This window comes from Mesorhizobium sp. 128a (assembly GCF_053848025.1).
The window spans coordinates 71604-90508 of sequence record NZ_JBSPKY010000008.1; the positions used below are offsets into that span (position 1 = coordinate 71604).

An 18905-nucleotide genomic window follows, 5' to 3' on the forward strand; every position below is an offset into this window, starting at 1 on the left:
CGTACACTCTTGCGGACCGCATTTCGAACACAGAGGCGGCCTGGCCAGCAGGTCCAAAAATGGCCATTCGGGAGGTACATTAGGAAAGAAATCAGAAAGAAACGCTTAAAACGGCACGAAATCCGGCTGTTTTGCCGGCATTCCTCCCGATTGTTACATTATGGCAACAATGGGGCTGAAACTTTCCGTTTACGTCAATATTAACGCAACGGAATGCCTGTTTATTGGGCAAAAGAGCCGTCGCGAAACGCTTGTCGGCGCCTCGCGAATCCGGTGCTCAACCGGCTTCGCGCACCCTGGTCAACGCCACCGAAAGCTTCTCCTGCTGATCGCGGTATTCGTCGAGTTTTTCGCGCTCGGCTGCGACGATCTCTTCCGGCGCGCTGGCGACGAATCGTTCGTTCGACAGTTTCTTGTGCAGCCGCGCGATTTCCTCGGTCACCTTGGCCAGTTCCTTCTGCAGCCGCGCCGCCTCGGCGGAGAGATCGATCAGGCTGCCGAGCGGCAAGCAGATCGTCGCCTCGTTGAGCACGATCTGGGCCGAGCCCTTGGGTGCGGCGTCCTGCAGCGAGATATCGCCGACCCGCGCCAGCCGCTTGATGGCGGAGGCGTGGCGTTCCAGCCTCTGGTGGGTCTCGGCGCTGGCGCCGACCACCACCAGCGGCGCGATCGCCGCCGGCGGCACGTTCATCTCCGAGCGCACGGAGCGGATGCCGGAGACGAGATCAACCAGCCAGTTGATGTCGGCGGCTGCATCGGCGTCCTCGAAGTCCGGTGACGGCCAGGCGGCGTGGCAAAGCAGCGAGTCGCGCGTCTGGCCGTCGCCGGCCGTCTGCGCCCACAATTCCTCGGTCATGAACGGCATCATCGGGTGAAGCAGCTTGTAGATTTCGTCGAGCACGAAGGCGACACAGGCGCGGCTTTCCGCCTTGGCCGCCTCGTCGGTGCCCATGAACACCGGCTTCAACAGTTCCAGATACCAGTCGCAGAACAGGTTCCAGACGAAGCGGTAGGCAGCGCCCGCAGCTTCGTTGAAGCGGTATGAGGTGATCCCCTCGGTGATCGCGTGCGACGCCCTGGTCAGCTCTGTCAGGATCCAGCGGTTGACCGGCAGCTTGGCGTCGTTCAGCCAGAAATCATCATTGCGCGCGACCTCGTTCATCTCGGCAAAGCGCGTCGCGTTCCACAGCTTGGTGCCGAAATTGCGGTAGCCGGCAATGCGCGCCGGATCGAGCTTCACATCGCGCCCTTGTGCGGCCATCACCGTCAGCGTGAAGCGCAGCGCGTCGGCGCCAAACTCGTCGATGAGGTCGAGCGGATCGATGACGTTGCCTTTCGACTTCGACATCTTCTGCCCGTTCTTGTCGCGCACCAGCGCGTGCACATAAACGGTGTGGAACGGCTCCTCGTGCATGAAGTGCAGGCCCATCATCATCATCCGGGCGACCCAGAAGAAGATGATGTCGAAGCCGGTCACGAGCACATCGGTCTGGTAATAGGTCTTCAGCTCGGGCGCGTGATCCGGCCAGCCCAGCGTCGAGAACGGCCACAGCGCCGAGGAGAACCAGGTGTCGAGCACATCCTCGTCACGGGTCAGGATTTCACCCGGCTCGAAATTCTCGAGCTTTTCCTCGACCCAAGCTTTCCAAGGCCCTTCCAGCGCCAGGTAATATTCGATAGCGGCGCCCAGCGCCTCTTCCTCGGTCTTCTCGACGAACACGCGACCGTCCGGCCCGTACCAGGCCGGGATCTGGTGACCCCACCACAGCTGGCGCGAAATGCACCAGGGCTGGATGTTCTCCATCCAGTCGAAATAGGTCTTTTCCCAGTTCTTCGGCACGAAATTGGTACGGCCCTCGCGCACCGAGGCGATCGCCGGCTTGGCCAGCTCGGCGGCATTGGCATACCATTGCTCGGTCAGGAACGGCTCGATCGGCACGCCGCCCCGGTCGCCATGCGGCACGGCGTGGCGGTGCGGCTCGACCTTGTCGAGAAAGCCGCCGGCCTCCATCAGCTCGACAACCTTCTTGCGAGCGACGAAACGGTCGAGGCCGTCGAGCTCATCCCAGACGGCCTGGCGCTCCGGCGTCACCTCAAGACCGGCGAGGAAGTCCTCGTTATCCCTCAGTTTGATGGCGGCCTCGACGGTCAGGATGTTGATTGCCGGCAGCTTGTGGCGCTTGCCGACTTCGAAATCGTTGAAGTCGTGCGCCGGCGTAATCTTGACCGCGCCGGATCCTTTTTCCGGATCGGAGTACTCGTCCGCCACGACTGGGATTTTTCGGCCGACGATCGGCAGCACGACATTCCTGCCGACCAGATGCCGGTAGCGTTCGTCATCGGGATGCACGGCAACCGCCGTGTCGCCCAGCATCGTCTCCGGGCGCGTCGTCGCCACGGTGATAAAGGTCGCAGGGTTTTCCGGGTCGTACGTCTCGCCTTCGACGGGATAGCGGAAATGCCAGAGGTTGCCGTTGACCTCCTGCTGCTCGACCTCCAGATCGGAGATCGCCGTCAAGAGCTTGGGGTCCCAGTTCACAAGGCGCTTGTCCTTGTAGATCAGCCCTTGTTTGTAGAGCGTGACGAACACTTCGAGCACAGCCTTCGATAGGCCCTCATCCATGGTGAAGCGTTCGCGCGACCAGTCGGCCGAGGCACCGAGCCGCTTCAACTGGTTGAAAATGGCGCCGCCTGACTCGGCCTTCCACTCCCAGACCTTTTCGATGAATTGTTCACGGGTGAGATCGCGGCGATGGATCTGCTTTTCCATCAACTGGCGTTCGACCACCATCTGCGTGGCGATACCGGCATGGTCCATGCCCGGCTGCCACAGCACGTTCTTGCCGCGCATGCGCTCGAAGCGCACCAGGATGTCCTGCAGCGTGTTGTTGAGCGCATGGCCCATATGCAGCGAGCCGGTGACGTTGGGCGGCGGGATGACGATGGTGAAGGCTTCCGCCCCCTCCTCGGCGCCGGCGCCGGCGCGAAATGCGTCCGCCTCTTCCCAGATTTTGGCGATCTTCGGCTCGACGGTCTTTGCGTCGTAGGTCTTTTCAAGCATGGGAAAGTGGTCCGCGCTGTCGGGATTTTGCTGGTTCGGTGTAAATCGGAAGGTTTTGGCCAAGTCAACCGCAGGCGGCCAACGGTACCAGCCATAGATAGGGCGGTATAGATCGAGGCAACAGGCCTGGGCGCGCCCTGGCCACAAGGCTCGGCTCAACCTGACCCGCAACGAAAAAGCGCCGCCCAAGGGCAGCGCTTTGATCCGGAATAGGCGCGAACCCTACTGCGCGCCGCGCGCGACGCGCTCGATTTCCTCGCGAACCAGGCGCTCGACTAGCGTCGGCAGGTTATTGTCCAGCCAATCCTGCAGCATCGGCCGCAGCATCTCCTCGGCCATCTCGTCGAAGGTCTTCTTGCTGCGGCTGGCAAAGGCGTCGGAGAGCTCGCCGAAGGCTGCGGCGACCTGTCGTCCTGTGTGTTCCGAAACGATCGCCGGGCGAACCGGCGTTGCATCGGCCTGGTGCGCCTGCTCGCTGCGCGAAGGACGAGGCTCGAAAGTCGGCTCGGCCGCGAGTTCGTCCTCGAAAGCGTCGATCTCGTCTGCTGCAGCCTGCCGCTCCCCGGTCTCTTGCGGCTTGATTTCTTGCGGCCTGACCTCTTGCGGCCTGATTTCCAGCGGCTTGGCCACTTCGGCGGGCTTTGCCTGGCTGCCCACGGCGGCAATTTCGCGCCGCCAATCGGTAACGATCGAATCGGTGGTTTCCGCCTTCGGCCGTGCCGGCGCTTCTGCCCTGGCCGCCGGAGCAGACTCGCTGGCGATTCTGGCGCTCACTTCCGCCAGGGTCATCGGTGCCTGCGCGGGCGGCGCGACGGTCGTAGGGACCGGATTTGCCGGCGTGGCGGGCTTCACCGGAGCGGGCTCGGAACGCGGCTCCAGCCGCGTCACCACAGGTTCGGCCAGTTGGGCCTGTACCTCGGCCAGCGTCACCGGCTTCTTGCTTTCGGCCGCGCTGTGCAACTCGCTGCGGAAGGCTTCGACATCCGAGTCCGGCCCGGCGGCGGGCGCTAGGTCCTGGCGCAACTCATCGGCGTCACCGGGCTGTTTGCGGCCGGTGTCGCTGTCTTCGATGATCCTCCTGATGGAAGCCAGTATCTCTTCCATGGAAGGTTCGCGCTGCGCGCTGCTTGCCGTCGCCATCGTCACATCCGCCGCCCCGCGCATGACCCCGAAAATCGGTTCGATTTTCGGACAGGATCATGCGCAAAATCCAAGTGCTACAGCGTCCTTGCGCGTCCAATCGGACGCGCGGCGCTGTAGTGACCCGTTCCAAGATTGCCAGTCCGGCAAAAGCCGGGCACGAATCATGGCGACAGCGTAGCCGACGGATTGCCATCCGAGAATCCCCAATCTCGGGAGACGCGGGATTTCAACAATTTAGACCTGGCTCCGAACCGAAGCCCTTCTTTCGGAACCGATCATGGCGGTGCAAAAGGATAGCGCCGCGCATCCCTGTGATGCGCGGCGCTCCAATGCTTCAATCCTAGCGGGATTTGAACCGCCTAAGCGCGGTCAGCGGCCATCCGGCGTGCGCAGGCCGATCCACTTGTCCTTGACGGCTCTGTAGTGCTCTTCAGGCTTGTACTTCACCACATTCAACGCCAGGCGCTCGACCGACAGGCGGCCCATGGCCGAAAGGATGGCATAGCTCGCGACCACCACATCGCGCTCGGAGCTGGCGAGGTCGATCTTGGCCGAGATGACGGCGTTCTGCGCGTTCAACACGTCGAGCGTGGTGCGCTGGCCGACATTGCGCTCCTCGATGACGCCGTTGAGCGCCAACTGCGCGGCGGCAATGACCTGCCGGTTGGCGTCAACGCTTTCCTGCGCAGAGGTGTATTGCGTCCAAGCCGACGTCACCGCCTGGCGCACCTGGTCACGGCTGACATCGACTTCAATGCGGGCCTGGCTGAGCGATTCCTTCGACTGGCGGACCAGGGCCGAGGTGCGGCCGCCCGAATAGATCGGAATGGTCAGTGTCGCACCGATGTTGGCGGAACGGGTGGTGCCATTCTGTGACGTCAAGGTTTCCGGCGAGTTCTTGGAGTAGTCGTCCGAAACGCCGGCTGAAGCGGAAAGCTGCGGCAGCAGAGCGCCTTCGTGGGACTTCACTTGAAATGCGGCTGCGTCGACCAGATGCTCGGTAGAAAGAATGGCCGGATGTTCGGTCGCCGCGATGTCGATCGCCGCATCGAGACTCCTCGGCAAAAGCTTCGCCAATGGGGACGCCGCCTTGAGCTTGCCCGGATCGTCGCCGACGATCTGGCGGTAGGTTGCGGCGCTGGCCAGCGCCTGTGCGCGGGCAGCACTCAACTGCGCCACCGCGGCCGAGCGCGAGGCGTCGGCCTGCGCCACGTCGGTGCGCGTGCCTTCGCCGACCTCGAAGCGCGAGCGCGCCGCGCGCGCCTGCTCGGTCAGGAACTGCAAGTTCTGTTCCGTCAGAACCGCCACCTGACGGTCATGGATGACATCCATGTAGGCGCTTGCCGCGTTGAACAACGTATTCTCTTCGGTGTTGCGCAGGCTCTCGACCGACGCCTTGACCTGCGCCTCGGCTGCCGCGACGTTGTTCTTGGTCTGAAACCCGTCAAACAGCATCTGATTGATGGCGACGCCGAAGCTCCCTGTGGTCAGACGAGTGCCGGCGTTTGAACCGTTGAGGTGCCGGCTGGCGTAGCCGACGTCCGCACTCCCGGTAATGACCGGCCTGTATCCCGACTTGGCGATCGCCACGCCCTCATCGGTGACGCGCACGCCGGCACGGGCGGAGTTCAGCGAGGAATTGTTCTGGTAGGCCTTGGAAAGCGCGCCGAGGATGGTTTCCGCCGAGGCGGCTATCGGCGACAGCGCTGTCGCGGAAATAAGGACGGTAGCAAACAAGCTCTTGGCTAAGGACGGCACTTTAAATCCCTCATTCGTTCTTCACGGGAACCACGCCACGCCAGCCCATCCCAAGGGATCAGCCAGCGCCGCGTCGATATATCGTTCCCCCGCTGACGGCCTCCCGAAACACCGGTTAACCAAATCAGCAACGATTGTCCAATCGCAAGCCAACATGACAGCGTCTTTGCTGCAAGGCAAAATCACTTAGAATTCGAACGCGTGAATGCGTTCAAATCCCGGTAGTGGCTTAATTGCCGCATTAAATGCCCGTCTTCCGGTTGCAACCCCCCCTGCTTTGAAAAAAAGCCGGGCCACACCCGCATTGCCCTGCCCTTCCACGGCGACGAGACGGCCGCCTTCAGCGAGCTGGCCAAGCAGTGCCGCCGGCACCTCCTCGACGCTGCCGCCGAGCAGAATCACATTGTAGGGTGCCTTGGCGGCATGACCTTGGGGCAGCGGCCCGGTGACCACGGCGACATTGTCGCAGCCCTGAGCAGAGAGTGCGGCCTTGGCCGTTTCTGCCAATCCGGTATCGCTTTCCAGCGCAATAACGGATTTTGCCAGTCTGGACAGCAGCGCCGCGCAGTAGCCGGTGCCGCAACCGACATCGAGCACCGAATCGCCGGCGCCGATCTCGGCCAGTTGCAAAAGCTTGGCCAGCGGCGAAGGCTCCATGAGGTAGCGCGCGCCGCTGCCATCGCCGCCGTCGGAGATGCGGATATCCTCGTCAATATAGGCAAGAGCCTGTTGCGTTGCCCCGACAAAAGCCTCGCGCGGAACCGCAAGCATGGCATCGAGCAATGCTGCGTCGGTCACATCGGTGGTGCGTACCTGGCCGTCGACCATCTTCACGCGAAGTTCGGAGAAATCAGCGCTCATGTCCCAACCAATCCGTCAAAAACCAATGCGCTGCGACGCGCTCGCCGCGCCGACACTGCAGCGCATTCGACCGGAACTCAAGCCCCCGCCGCGCGGGAGCTGAAGCAACTGGAGGCCTCGCCCGGAATCGAACCGGGGTGCAAGGATTTGCAGTCCTCTGCGTAACCACTCCGCCACGAGGCCTCGTCGCTCCCGGCGAGCGAACTCAATATGGTGGCGACGAAAGGTCGTCAAGCGTTCGTGCAGCATTCCGGCGCGCTTTCCGCGTCAGCCTCCCTAACGTGGTTCCCGAGCGATTTAACCGCTTGGCGGAGCGGTATATTAGCGCCCGCTAAGCACGACTGCCTGGCAGGCGAAACTCCCACCTGCACCTTTACGTAGCGGGAGATGGAGGTAGCCCATGCCAAGGCCGCGGCGGACTGGAAAACAGCGTTTCGCGCAGATTGTCGCTGTTGCGCTGCGAATAGCTTGTGCGATACGCGCTCGACCGCCTCTCCATCGAGGGAGCAAACCGGCTTTCGCCGCACGATCGCGCGCGACTGGCTTCCGCCGCCGCCGTCCTCAAGGACATCTGCGAGGGGCTGGAAAGGCGCATCGGCCGCTGAGCCGGACCCCCATCGCTTTTCAGTTCGGTCGGCGCCGCCGTTCCCACCAGACGACGAACCGCCGCCGCTGGCGGCGCACCGCGGAAAATTCGTAGGAAAGCACCAAAAGGCCGAGCGGAATCATCCAGAAGCCGAGAATCGGCAGGAAGCCGAGAATGCCGAAAAACACCAGGACGATACCGATGGCGATCCTGAGGCCGCGTGAGCGCGGCATGGTAAACTCGCGGCCGAACACCGAGATTTTGCGCGCCGGTGCCTGGTTTTCGCCTGCTGTAGTCATGTCGAAAGTCGATCCGGTTGCCGTCAGTAAAGCCATACGTCGTAAAGGCTGCCATCACCTTTTGGTTCCGCCGACCAAGGCCAGGCGGCAGTCCAGACGGCTCATATGTGGTGTTCTCAGGCGATTGCCACAAACCATTGCATGAAAAAGCGCTAAAAAATGCGAAATGCTTCTTTGCAAAGCCGAAACGGGTTTGCTATAGGCTGCGCCACTCACATGAGAGCCTCTGTTCCCCGGTAGCTCAGTGGTAGAGCAACCGGCTGTTAACCGGTTGGTCGCTGGTTCGAATCCGGCCCGGGGAGCCAAAGGCTATTGATTTCATTACATTTTTCGCGGTAATCTGGAACTTTCCCCGCTTTCCCTCCCCGCTTTTGGCGACATCGAAAACCCAGCACGAGGGCTCCTGTCTTTACATGTTGGACGCGCCGCGGAGTTGAGGCGGAGCCGGTCTGCTTTTGGATGTTGGTTTAGGCCTTATATGAATGATCGGCCGAGCAGCAGCGATCTCTACCAGCGGCGTCATGTTGTGCAATGACACGACCATCCGCTGACGGCGCAACACGGCGTTCACGAATTTTTTGATGTCCAATGCCATGGGCATAGCGACTTCCTCCCGTCGTCCGCCCTCCCGCGATCATAGGCTACGCCGTTCGGGTGGCGGCGGTAAAGAAAAAAGGCCCGCGCGGGGCGGGCTTGGTGTTGTCGATAATGAACACTAAGGAAGGAATGGTGCGCCGTCCGACGCCACGACCATGGGTTTCAAGGTGACGTACGGTCGGACGGCGCTGCCGCACGAGGCGGCATCTGGATCAAGCTAGTCTTCTGCCGCAACTTCCTTGAGGACCGCCATGGCCCCAAGATGCAGAGCTTCGTGGCTTAACTTCTCATTCCTATCTAATTCCGCCAGGACTCTCTCTAGAACTTCATCCTCGCTCATCTCCGGATGGCTATCAGCCACACGGACAATAAGGTCAGGCAGCGTTTCCGAATAGGCGACCCGTATTGTAGAAACCATATCTCACTCCTCATGCGCAAAGCGCGTTGATGCCGGCCGCGCCATGCGACAGACAAAGTTAAACACCCCACTCGCGGGGCATACATGTCAGTAGAGGGTCTCGCTCGGTGTGTGCTGGCCCGAAGGCTGCAAGCGCGAGACATGGCCAAGCCAAGGCAACATTCCGAAGAACGGCGGCAAGCTAGGTGTTGCCGCCCCTCGGATCAACGAACTTATTTGGCGGTAGCGCAAATATTTAGGTTGACGCCCAAGCGATAAAATCACGACAGGTAAAACGCATCCCGCAGCTGCCGCGTCTTGATCTCCACGTCCTCGACGTGGGCAACCACCACTTCCCGCTTGCGCTCAACCAGCGCCAGCGCATCCGCCGCGCTGAAGCCGGCCTTGGCATATGAGGCCAATTCCTCAAGCAGGCTGCCGACCAGCAATTCCGTGACGTAGCCGAGCCGGGCCAGGTCATTGATGGCGGGCTCTAGGCTGGCATGATGGGCGATGCTGGCGGGATGAATGGCGGTGATGTGAGTATGCGCGTTCATTGGTGGTCTCCTCAAGCCCGTTAGTTGGGTGTGGTAACCATATTGCGAACCGACGCTTGCGGTCAAGCGAAATATTGGGTATAAAACCCACATTTCAATTTGGAAAACACAGATGCCAGTCACCGGAAACCAAATCAAGGCTGCAAGAGCGCTTGCGGGCATGGACCAGAAGGCACTGGCCGATGCAGCAAAGATCGGAATAAACACGGTGAGGAATTTCGAGGGACGGGGCAGCGCAATCGTCCGCGGTCGCCTGGACACCATGCAAGCCATCAAGGACGCCTTTAGCGCCGTTGGCATTGAGTTGCTTGAGGACGGCCAAGCCTCTTCGGAAGGCAGAGGCGTCCGCCTGAGGGAATAGCCATGACCGAGAATACGCCGAGCCGCCTGAGCGCTCATTGACTGGTCTCACCCTCGCTGATGCATCGAAGATCGGGAACGCCACGATCAGAAACTTCGAAGGCGAGAAGCCGGCACCGCAGCATGCAGCGCTGGACGCCGTTTTGCAGCGCGCTCTTGAGGCCGAGGCGTCGAATTCATCAACGACACTGGCATGAAATTGGGGAAGTAAAAGGCGCGCCGTTGTGATCGAAGTTGGCGGCGCGCCCGACTGCTGAGGCGCCAACAGTCGGTCTTCGCGGACCAGCCGGCCCGTTCCCGGCCGACCATGGACCAAGCTAGTGGATTTGCCCGGATCCAGCAAGCCTTTTCGGCAGCCAGTTCGCCCCTCTAAATTGGTAAATTGGTAAATAAAAGCAATGGCTTGACTCCACATGCTGCAGTGTGGAATTACCTGCCGGCATGGGCGGGTTAGAAGACAAAATTTTCACGGTGGACGAGGCTGCCGATTACCTCCGCTGCACACGGCGCGGGGTAATCAAGGTCGCCAAACGGCACGGGCTGTGCATGGTTCGCGGGCGGGAAGTGACGTTCACCAGGACCGACATACTAGGCATAATTGAAGCGCTGCGACCCTCACCGAATGAGCCGCATGCCTTGACAGTGCGCGGACACATCGATCGCCAACCATCCGGTTCGGCTTCCCCAAAGCTGCGCAAACTCTTCCTCGAGCGGTCGAACCGGAAATGGGCCAAGAAGGCTTTGCGGGAGGAATTTGGCGAATGACCAGCCAGCCTGTTTTGCCCGTACCGTCTCGGCGCCGGCATCGCTTTGAGTGTCCTCAGTGGGAGCGATCGGGAGGCGAGTTATGCTCCGACAGAACTGTAGATGCAGACGCGTGTTCAATTGACTTCCTCTGCCTGCCGAGGAAAGCATTGACCCGAGTGAAGGGGAAAATCATGAAATTCAAAACAGCTTCGGCGCTCGCGCTGTGCGGGGTGATGTTTGCAGGATGTCAAACGGCGCCATCGTCGACTTACCCGATCCAGGCATCCACTCAGCCAACCGTCAAGCATACGGTCAAAAGGCAACTTAGCGCCGAAGAGGTTGCGGTGATTCAGAAAGGTGTTCGGGATAGTTTGAAGGATCCCGACAGCGCTAGGTTCGGCAACATGCTCGCGGCACAGGAAGATGCAGACAGTTCTTGGGTCTGCGGCACTGTCAATGCGAGGAACAGTTTCGGCGGCTATACAGGTGGCACGCCGTTTATGGGCATGCTGACGCATCTCGCGGGCGGCGGTGGTAAAGTGCTCAGAACGTTTTCGGTTATTGGACTCGGCGGCACTGATTCCGAAACCTACAGCATCTTATCAATGTGCAAGCAATACGGCGTGCTTTAGACACCTGATTAGGGGCATCCCCATTGGCGTGTCGGAAAACTTGCACTACAAGCGGACGCGGCGGGCTTTAACAAACTATTTTAGGAGCAAGTAAATTGACTGAACAGAACGAAGCCCAGAACGTTGATCTAGTCGGACTGACAGCGGATATTGTTTCTGCATATGTGGGCAACAATCCCCTCCCTGTCGCCGGATTGCCCGACCTTATTGCTTCCATTCATTCATCATTGACGGGTATCGGCCAACCAACTGCGACCGCACAGCCAAAACTGGAGCCCGCCGTCAACCCGAAGCGCTCCGTGACGCCGGACTTCATCATCTGCCTGGAAGACGGGAAGAAATTCAAATCGCTGAAGCGGCACCTGTCGACCGACTACGGCCTGACGCCGGACGACTACCGCGCGAAATGGGGTCTGCCAGCGGACTATCCGATGGTCGCGCCAACCTATGCAGCCGCACGTTCGGCATTGGCAAAGGCCAGCGGGCTCGGACGGAAGGCGCCGGAAAAGGCTGCTAAATCGGCAAAAAAACCGCGGTAAGCTTAGTTCCTGAGATAGCTCTTGCTCCCTGTATCCGTGAAGCAGAAGCGCCCGCCCCGAGGACCAGTGCAGTAGTGACCGTCCCGGCAACGGCACTCGCCCCGTTCAATGGCTGGGGCCATCTCAGCAGAGCCACCGATGAGACCAAGCGGATCCGATGCCCCTCCCGTATAGACCGCGCAGTTCTTTTTGCTGGCACTGACTGAACCATCGTTGCAAATGAAGGTTCTGCCCTGGCAGCCAGAGATTCCGCCTTTGTGCCCGCTGCATGGAGTGTTCTGAGCACAAATCGGCTGAACACCAAACATCGTCAAGGCAAGGGCAAAAAGACACGTCTTCAATAGTCGCAAGAAGGTCTCTCCGAACTCTCATACAAACCAGTAACAGGGCGATCAGAGATACGATAATGCGATTCGGAGCAACTCGTTTTGAAGAGCGCTCATCCACTCAGGTGTTATGCGCCAGACTCAAAACGTTCGCTGCGACCAACCGCTCCTTCTCCTCGCGAGACTTCCATCTATCAGCTTTGACTTGAATAAGTTTCAACCAACAAAAAACCCGCCAACCTCTCGGATGGCGGGTCTGTCTGTGCTAAGAGGCGCGGCGTGATGGTCGGCAAAATGCTAGCCCTCTAGCGGCACCACAAACTCTGCGAACATTTCCTCAAAGTCACTGGCCGCAGCGTCACGGGTTATGACGTTCTTGAAGTCGATCGCGATCTTGACATCGTCAATGGCGGTGTAGCTGAAGCCGTTTTCGTAAAGAAAGGCCAGCCCGGATGTGAAGCCGGTGCGCTTGTTTCCCTGCTCGAATGCGTGAGCCTCGGCGATACCAAACATAAGGGAGACCGTAAGGGTCACGATGTCATATACATCCTCGTAGTAGAAGAGATTTTGAGGGCGGATAATTGCGGACTCAAGCTTTTCGGGGAACAGGAGAGCATGATTCTCCCCCGTCTCCTCAACGTGCTTCAGATTTATGTCTAGGATAGCCTGGTGACCAAGCCAGCGCGGCTCATTTGGCAAGTTCGGCGATTACCTTAGGAAACCGCTTGATTACACTGCCCGCAAAAGCAGTGTAATCTACCGGGCCGGAACGCGGACGAGCGACTAGCACAGGGCGACGCTGCTTGCGCTCTGCGACGGGCACCTTCGTGATGAATTTAGCGGTACGCATCTTCGCCACCCTGTTCCGACGCCGGATATAGCGCGCATCCCTAGCAGTTTCAACCTTTTCGTGAAACTAGCCATAGATCGTGAATTTGGCCCTAATGGGGATTTGTAGCCCGAAACTGCGCCTACCCTGCCCGGCGCGTCGGCCGTTCGAACGCACGGTCAAGCCGTTCGTGCAAGCCGTCGATGCGGTTGCCGACGCCTTCAATGGCGCGGAGCAGTTGCGCCGTCTGCTCTTGCATGCCGGCCTTGGTGGCGAAGGTCTCGGCACTGTGCAACTTGTGCGCGGCCAAGTCTTGCTGCGCCTTGGTGCCTTTGTCGCCCGCTTCCTTGATCAATCCCCACATCTTCCAAAATGCGCCAAAGATGGCGCCGATAACCATAATGCCAAATCCGACTGCGGCCATAAGTTGATCAGCGGTCACTTGGCTACCTTCCCGGCACGGATGGCGGCATCGCGATCATGGTAGAAGTCGCGCAATGCCAAATGCCGCTTGCCGCAGTCGATGAGCGCCTTGCGATCCGAGATCCACAGCCGCTCAACGTCGCGTTGCTTCAATTCTCCCGAAGGCAAGCGCACCGGCCCGAGGCATGCCGCCACCGTCCTGGCGTCAGGCTCACTCAAAGTCGGCGGCGGCACGGCAACATTAATGGATCGAGTCGATGCGCAACCCTGCGCCGCTAGACAAAGCAGGCCGATCGCGATCAGGGTCAGCGTCCGCTTCATCTGATTTTTCCTTGATGGTTTTTTCTAGGGCTGCGTTGTCGGCCTCGAGTTGCTCGATACGCTTGGTCTCGATGGCCTTCGCTTGCGCATTTGCCTGTGCCTGGCGGCCGATTTCGGCGTTGGTGGCGGCAGTGATCGCCACCTCACGCTGCTCGTATTTCGCGGACCAGATGGCTTCGGTGTGCGCTGAGCCAAGGTGATAGGTGTAGCCAAACGCCCCAACAATCACCGCGGCGATCACGCCGTATTTGATCAACGAGGCGTAGCCTCCCGTGAGTTTATCCAAGAGGGCGATCATGGTTGCGAATCCACAATGCTTGTGCTGAATTGCGCCGGCGCAACTTGGGGGTGCAAATGTTCGACAAAGCCGAGATCGGGATTCCTTGCCCGAAATGCCGTCACAAGACGAGCAAGACCATCGCTTGGATAAAGGCTCACAACGATTTCGCTTGCGCCGGTTGCGGGTCGACAATCGCACTTGAGAAGAAAAAGCTCCTCGCCGGACTCGATGAAGTCGACAAGAGCATCGCCAAATTCAGGAAAACGCTTAGCGGCATCGGCAAGCGACGATAGGAAGGTCGCTGCCGCATCACTGTCAAAAGTGAGTGTCGTCGTGCTCATGGTTTCGCCTCCTTGAGATCGAGGCCCGAGACGCAAAGCTCGGCTTCGCCGATGCGATCCGTGTCACCATTCTCACGGCGGTGCACCAAGCCTGGCAGCACGCGGCCACCGGCCCTGTTGAATGCGGTCTGTGCGATACAGGCGTCGTGATAGCGATGCTCGCCAACGCGGTCTGCTGTGGTCGAGTCAATCTGGCGCTGGACACCATAGTTGTAGGCACCCGAGATCATCGACGCCTGAAGTGAAATCGGCGCATTGATGTAGCCATCCACGCCATCGACCAGCGGCAGGTAGTAGTCGAAGATCACGCGCTGAATCAGCTTGGTTTCGCAGTCGGCTTTCGTAAACTTCATGCCGCGCTTTACGCCGAGTGTCTCGCCGTAACAGACCGTCCAGACGTGCTTCTTGGGCAGCGTGTCGAGATAGGCTGTAGTGCGCAGGCCCTCCCACGGCATAATCAGTTGCTCGACGGCAAGCTTGACCGCAGGCGGTACGTAGCCCTTGTCGATTGCCGCGCGGATTTCCATCGCCGGCGTAATGACGGTTCGGTGAATGGCTGCAGGCTCTGGCGCGGCGGGCTGGTGGCTATAGCTCCAACCGCCAGCGGCGGACGCAGCGATAAGCACGGCGGCAATAGCCTTCCTTGCTCGGCCGGTCGGCACAATCTTATTTATCGGCATCGACGTCTTTCTCAGGTTGCAGCAAAAGTCGGGCCGCCCACGCACCGCCAAGCAGCAGCAGCGTTAGCCACCACGGCAGGAAGTCCATTGACGGGACGACGTTCAGGATGATGTCCACGATCGCGGCGAGCTCGATGAGCCGCATTGACCAGGCGCGTTTGATAGTTTGCTCGAGGTCGGGGATGAGGCGCGCACGGATGCACGACCAGGCGCGCGCGAGTGCACCGCGCCAATCTGGGAGTGGCATGGATTTTCCTTTTTGGGATTGTCTATGGGCGGCGGTGATGGAAGTCGCCTTACACCCCGCCATTGCGCCACGTCAGACCGTTGCTGGCGTAAGTTCCCTATTAAGCGGCAAGGCTGGTGAGCGCCTGCCGCAACCGACCGATCTCACGCCGCTGCCACGCCGCTTCCAAGGCCTGGGCTTGGTCGTGGCGGACGCCGAAGCGGTTTCCCGCTTCGATAGCCGGCGTGATGACGGTTCCGTCTTCCTCACTGATCACCGCTTCCACAGCCTCCCATTCATCATAGCACAGCAAGCCGATCTCAAAGGCATCAAGCCTGCGCGCACTAAAGGCATCACGAACATGTTGCGCGATCAGACCAACATGCCAGCGGGCGCTGCTGCCCTTCCGTTCGACGGCCTCATTCCACTTGTACCGCTGCCACTGGACATCGGCCCAGGCGTCGAGCCATTCATCAGGGATGACGCCGATCTGCTGTTTTTCGCGCTCGTCCGACGTGTTGATTGTCCCGGTGCCAGCGTAGACCGTCGACCAGCGTAGCGCGGCCGAGCCGTTGGTGTGTGCGTTGTCGGCGCCGGGCTCGATGCTGTTGACGCCCAGTCGATTGATGTAGAAGCGAGCGCCCGCTACGGCGGACACCACAGTGTTGAACTGGATGCCTTGATTATCCTGGTCTGAGATGAGGCCGAAGGTACCACCCGAGGTCACTTGCGAATAGCCAAGCCTGACATTTGACGAATCAACGAACCGCAACATGCCCTCGAAATCGTGGGCGATGCCAGACGTGCCCTTTGAGCGCATGGCAGCATTGGCTGGCACACCAAGCGAACCGACGTTGATCTTGCCGTTTTTGATAATGACGGTCTTGCTCAGGTCACCAGAAATATTCCCGGCAGTCTCGCCAATAATGCATGCAGAAAGACCGGTTCCCATCACAATCTGATTGGTGATCGCGTTGGTGATGCGCCCGCCGAACACCTGCAAGTGCCCGTACGCTCCAAACGTGGCAGCCATTTCGATGGCGCTGGTGTTGTCATTGCCGGGGATCATTTCACCCCCAATAATGTTCAACACGGAAGACGAGCTACCGCCAGCAAACAGGATGTGCCTCTGGCCCTTGTTTGATTCCAAATGGCAAGCGATCAGGTTGACCTTGCCGGCCTGCGAGAACTCCATGCAGTTTATGCCGTCGTGGTCGTTGCCTGCGACGTAGTTATTCCCTTCGATCTCACATTCGTTGAAGCTGATGACACCGTTCGGGAACTTTTCGGCAAAGCCGATACGGGTGTTCTCGAATATGTAGCAGGACATAAAATGTATGTCGTTGGGGGCATATGTTACGTTGCTGGTAATATAGTACCCATAGGCGTTATTGTATAGCTCCAATCCAAAAAAGCGAAGAATAAGTCCTCCAACGACAGATAGACCCTTTTCATACCCTCGAACTTTACAATTATGAACTTCCACAGTCGCGCCATTGACGATCGAGATGCCGATTGAGCCGGCAACGCCAAGACCTGGCCCGAGGAAAGTTACGCCATCAATATCACTCCGCTGCTTTACCTGAGGTGCAGGGCTCGGGTCAGAAGGGTCAAACTCGATGGCCGGGCCAGCATGGGTCGAAACGATCTGCGCATTATCGCCAGATACCTTGATGCTTCGATAGTCGAAGTTGCCGTAGACCTGAATTTTTGCGCTGATTTTGTAAGTACCGGCAGGCAGGCGGGCGACACCGCCTACGGCGGTCTTTACACGGTCAATGGTCTTCTGGATAGGGACGGTATCGTCGGCCACGCCATCGCCAACCGCCCCAAAGGAACGAACGTCATATCCGGTCACGGCCTCCTGCACGTAAAGCTTGATGCCGCCGGCAGTGGTAAGGTCATGGTTGGATGCGCCAGAGGCGGCCACCTTGTAACGGAAGCCTCTCGCTTGAATAATATCGCCAGTACCAACCACCACATGGCCACCGCCAGCCGTATACGAGAGAACCGTATCGGCCAGCAAAGAAGCAACCGTCGCAAACGTCAGTGGGGCCAGGGCGGCGCCTGCCAGCGCGGCGTAGTTTTGCGATCGAACGGCAGCCGCATCAGAATCGGTGGCGCTCGCGCTGGCTGCGTTGGCCCAAACTTCGGCCGCCGCGACAATGGCCGCGCTAGCTTGATCGGATAGAAGCCGGAAGTTCGATCCAGAAACGACGCCGAGAACCGGTCCAGCCGTAAGTCCTCCGGACGCAACATTATTTCCAGATGCCGTTTTAATCGGCATGGGCGTGCCGCCATTGAAGGCTACGGTGGCGGGGCCGGTGTTCGCTTCAAAGACGTCCAGCCGAACGATTTGAGATCCCGATGCCGATAGACCAATGGAGCTCGTCGCAATGATGGCATTCGGCGTGCCGGCGCCGGCATCAACAGCATGAACGATCTGCGCGCCAGGCACAAAATCCGTCAATTGCACCCAAGAGCCGGTAGTGGTGGCGCCTACCTTTTGATAGAGGCCATCATTGCCCGGCGTGGTATCTCCGATGACGAGAGCAGGCGTGTTGGCGCCTGGCACCAAATCAGCAGTCAGCGCAGCCTTGGTCGCGTAGACCTTGCCACTCGTAAAAGACAAATTTGCAAGAGATTCGAGATAGGCGCCCCACTGACGCACGTCGCTCTTGCGAGTCTTATTTGCGCCCGACGACGGCACGCCATCCGTAACGAAATCGCGCCAGACCGACGCAGCCAAATTAACCATAAAATATCCTCAAAATTAAGGTGCAGTAACTACTTCGGCTGCCGCAACTGGTTCCCAGTTCGGCGTGCCGACGTAGCTGAAAGCGTTATCGTTGAAATGCGCTGTGGCCAGATCGCGCGTAAACCCGTCATCGCCGGGTTTCAGCTTCGCGCCATCGTCCCACTGCTCACCAGTCCTATCGCTCATCCAAAGGGCCATCGGGAGGTTCCTTACGAGTATTGGAGGTTGAGGCCGGTGATCGCGCCGGCAGATACTGCGGTCGTGTCCGCGTCGGCTGCGGCCCCGGTCAGCGCATAGCTGATGCCGGCCGAGAAATAGTAGGGAGCAGCATTGAAGTTGATCGAGAAAAGGCCCGACGCCGGGATCGGAATCGTCAGAACTGGCGTGTCCGTGCCGACAGTCGGCGATGTCGCCTTATTGTAGACTTTCAGGTAGATCGCCGTGCCGGTCGTGTTAAGGCCCATGAGTCCGAACAGCCAGCCGGTCGACGCCTTTGCAACCGTGGCGTTGGTCGTGTTGGCACTCGATACAATGCGGGAACTCGACGAGGGAATGCGCTGACGGTCCCACAAGGTACCGTTGAAGTATCCGACATATGAATAACCGGGCTTTGTCTGGCCCGTATTATCCAGAAGTACATTTGCAAGGTTGCCCCCTGCATCTGCGGGCGCCCAGTTATTTGCGGCCGCAACATACAGTTGGCCTTTAGAGGTCACCTGCATATCGCTGCGCTGACCGGTAGTCAGCGTCGGTAAGGTCGAATTATAAACACCGCCCACCTTAACCGGATTGCCACTATCCGCCGCACCAGAAGCAACATTGCCAGCGGGAGTGACTGGAACGGACGACTGGTCACTTGCCACAACGACGCGCATAGACTGCGCCATAGTGCCCTGCCCAAGCGCGGCAGGGATTAGCGCAATCAAACTAGTAAGCCGCTGTGCGATGCGCTGTAGGCGCCCGTTGAGGCCACTGGAAGCCGTATCCGAGGCGGGCGCCGCTTCTGTAACGTCACCAATAAGAGTGTTGGCCGACGTCTGTAGCGCCGAGGTAGCCACAGCCACCTCAGCGCCCGTGCTATCCACGGTGATGCGCCTTGGATATTGTACCCCGCCCACGTCCTTTGACGCGAGCACAACGGGAGCGCCGGCACCATCCTTGATGCTAATATTATCGGCCATATG

At 59.5% G+C, this 18905-nt stretch carries 22 protein-coding genes and 2 tRNA genes; 5 read left to right on the forward strand and 19 right to left on the reverse strand.

The features are described 5' to 3' along the window. Positions 1-277: 277 nt before the first annotated feature. The 6 genes from ACWTU9_RS15190 to ACWTU9_RS15215 all read right to left on the reverse strand — a co-directional run bounded on the left by ACWTU9_RS15190 (position 278) and on the right by ACWTU9_RS15215 (position 7708). Positions 278-3061 (reverse strand): valine--tRNA ligase, encoded by a 2784-nt coding sequence (locus ACWTU9_RS15190; protein ID WP_455858982.1) that lies wholly within the window; start codon positions 3059-3061, stop codon positions 278-280. 222 nt (positions 3062-3283) lie between these two features. Then, complete coding sequence (locus ACWTU9_RS15195) at positions 3284-4201, reverse strand: DUF2497 domain-containing protein (protein ID WP_455858983.1); 918 nt, start codon at positions 4199-4201, stop codon at positions 3284-3286. Positions 4202-4573: 372 nt separating this feature from the next. Further along, positions 4574-5962 (reverse strand): TolC family outer membrane protein, encoded by a 1389-nt coding sequence (locus ACWTU9_RS15200; protein WP_454587757.1) that lies wholly within the window; start codon positions 5960-5962, stop codon positions 4574-4576. Between the two features lie 186 nt (positions 5963-6148). Further along, positions 6149-6823 carry a protein-L-isoaspartate O-methyltransferase family protein gene (locus ACWTU9_RS15205; RefSeq protein WP_455858984.1) on the reverse strand — a complete coding sequence of 225 codons (675 nt, stop codon included), beginning with the start codon at positions 6821-6823 and terminating at the stop codon, positions 6149-6151. Between the two features lie 109 nt (positions 6824-6932). Beyond that, positions 6933-7006, reverse strand: a tRNA-Cys gene (locus ACWTU9_RS15210). Positions 7007-7447: 441 nt separating this feature from the next. Beyond that, complete coding sequence (locus ACWTU9_RS15215; RefSeq protein ID WP_454587759.1) at positions 7448-7708, reverse strand: hypothetical protein; 261 nt, start codon at positions 7706-7708, stop codon at positions 7448-7450. A 230-nt stretch (positions 7709-7938) separates the two neighbouring features. Between ACWTU9_RS15215 and ACWTU9_RS15220 the strand changes: the two genes are divergently transcribed. After that, a tRNA-Asn gene (locus tag ACWTU9_RS15220) sits at positions 7939-8013 on the forward strand. A gap of 104 nt (positions 8014-8117) precedes the next feature. On the opposite strand, the gene ACWTU9_RS15225 is transcribed toward ACWTU9_RS15220, so the two are convergent. From ACWTU9_RS15225 to ACWTU9_RS15235, 3 genes are all read right to left on the reverse strand, one after another. Continuing rightward, the gene (locus ACWTU9_RS15225; RefSeq protein WP_455858985.1) at positions 8118-8303 is read right to left on the reverse strand and encodes a hypothetical protein; all 186 of its coding nucleotides are present in this window, start codon (positions 8301-8303) and stop codon (positions 8118-8120) included. Positions 8304-8522: 219 nt separating this feature from the next. Next, complete coding sequence (locus tag ACWTU9_RS15230; protein ID WP_455858986.1) at positions 8523-8723, reverse strand: hypothetical protein; 201 nt, start codon at positions 8721-8723, stop codon at positions 8523-8525. Positions 8724-8983: 260 nt separating this feature from the next. Continuing rightward, positions 8984-9259, reverse strand: coding sequence for a hypothetical protein (locus ACWTU9_RS15235; protein ID WP_455858987.1), 276 nt, complete (start codon positions 9257-9259; stop codon positions 8984-8986). Between the two features lie 112 nt (positions 9260-9371). Here ACWTU9_RS15235 and ACWTU9_RS15240 point away from each other — a divergent pair, with 112 nt between their 5' ends. The 4 genes from ACWTU9_RS15240 (at position 9372) to ACWTU9_RS15255 (ending at position 11537) form a co-directional block, all read left to right on the forward strand. Then, on the forward strand, positions 9372-9620 hold the full coding sequence (locus ACWTU9_RS15240; protein ID WP_455858988.1) for a helix-turn-helix domain-containing protein: 249 nt from the start codon (positions 9372-9374) through the stop codon (positions 9618-9620). 440 nt (positions 9621-10060) lie between these two features. Further along, positions 10061-10384 (forward strand): helix-turn-helix domain-containing protein, encoded by a 324-nt coding sequence (locus tag ACWTU9_RS15245; RefSeq protein WP_455858989.1) that lies wholly within the window; start codon positions 10061-10063, stop codon positions 10382-10384. Positions 10385-10557: 173 nt separating this feature from the next. Continuing rightward, a complete protein-coding gene (locus tag ACWTU9_RS15250) occupies positions 10558-10998 on the forward strand; it encodes a hypothetical protein (RefSeq protein WP_455858990.1) in 441 nt (146 codons plus the stop codon). Between the two features lie 95 nt (positions 10999-11093). After that, positions 11094-11537 carry a MucR family transcriptional regulator gene (locus ACWTU9_RS15255; RefSeq protein WP_455858991.1) on the forward strand — a complete coding sequence of 148 codons (444 nt, stop codon included), beginning with the start codon at positions 11094-11096 and terminating at the stop codon, positions 11535-11537. A 623-nt stretch (positions 11538-12160) separates the two neighbouring features. Here the strand turns inward: ACWTU9_RS15255 and ACWTU9_RS15260 are convergent. The 10 genes from ACWTU9_RS15260 to ACWTU9_RS15305 form a co-directional block, all read right to left on the reverse strand. Further along, positions 12161-12562, reverse strand: coding sequence for a type II toxin-antitoxin system death-on-curing family toxin (locus tag ACWTU9_RS15260; protein ID WP_455858992.1), 402 nt, complete (start codon positions 12560-12562; stop codon positions 12161-12163). Positions 12563-12834: 272 nt separating this feature from the next. Then, positions 12835-13134, reverse strand: a complete 300-nt coding sequence (locus tag ACWTU9_RS15265) for a hypothetical protein (RefSeq protein WP_455858993.1) — start codon at positions 13132-13134, stop codon at positions 12835-12837. Continuing rightward, entirely contained in the window at positions 13131-13436 is a 306-nt protein-coding gene (locus ACWTU9_RS15270) for a dehydrogenase (protein ID WP_455858994.1), read from the reverse strand. Before ACWTU9_RS15270 ends, ACWTU9_RS15265 begins: the two co-directional genes overlap by 4 nt. After that, positions 13357-13734, reverse strand: coding sequence for a hypothetical protein (locus ACWTU9_RS15275; protein ID WP_455858995.1), 378 nt, complete (start codon positions 13732-13734; stop codon positions 13357-13359). The genes ACWTU9_RS15270 and ACWTU9_RS15275 overlap by 80 nt, the downstream gene beginning before the upstream one ends. Further along, positions 13731-14057: a hypothetical protein gene (locus tag ACWTU9_RS15280; protein WP_455858996.1), complete on the reverse strand. Its 327-nt coding sequence runs from the start codon at positions 14055-14057 to the stop codon at positions 13731-13733. The genes ACWTU9_RS15275 and ACWTU9_RS15280 overlap by 4 nt, the downstream gene beginning before the upstream one ends. Beyond that, entirely contained in the window at positions 14054-14737 is a 684-nt protein-coding gene (locus ACWTU9_RS15285) for a lysozyme (RefSeq protein WP_455858997.1), read from the reverse strand. Before ACWTU9_RS15285 ends, ACWTU9_RS15280 begins: the two co-directional genes overlap by 4 nt. Continuing rightward, entirely contained in the window at positions 14724-14984 is a 261-nt protein-coding gene (locus tag ACWTU9_RS15290; protein ID WP_455858998.1) for a hypothetical protein, read from the reverse strand. Before ACWTU9_RS15290 ends, ACWTU9_RS15285 begins: the two co-directional genes overlap by 14 nt. A gap of 100 nt (positions 14985-15084) precedes the next feature. Next, the gene (locus tag ACWTU9_RS15295) at positions 15085-17721 is read right to left on the reverse strand and encodes a tail fiber domain-containing protein (protein ID WP_455858999.1); all 2637 of its coding nucleotides are present in this window, start codon (positions 17719-17721) and stop codon (positions 15085-15087) included. Between the two features lie 15 nt (positions 17722-17736). After that, the gene (locus tag ACWTU9_RS15300; RefSeq protein ID WP_455859000.1) at positions 17737-17919 is read right to left on the reverse strand and encodes a hypothetical protein; all 183 of its coding nucleotides are present in this window, start codon (positions 17917-17919) and stop codon (positions 17737-17739) included. Between the two features lie 11 nt (positions 17920-17930). Continuing rightward, positions 17931-18902, reverse strand: coding sequence for a hypothetical protein (locus tag ACWTU9_RS15305; RefSeq protein ID WP_455859001.1), 972 nt, complete (start codon positions 18900-18902; stop codon positions 17931-17933). Between the last annotated feature and the right edge of the window lie 3 nt (positions 18903-18905).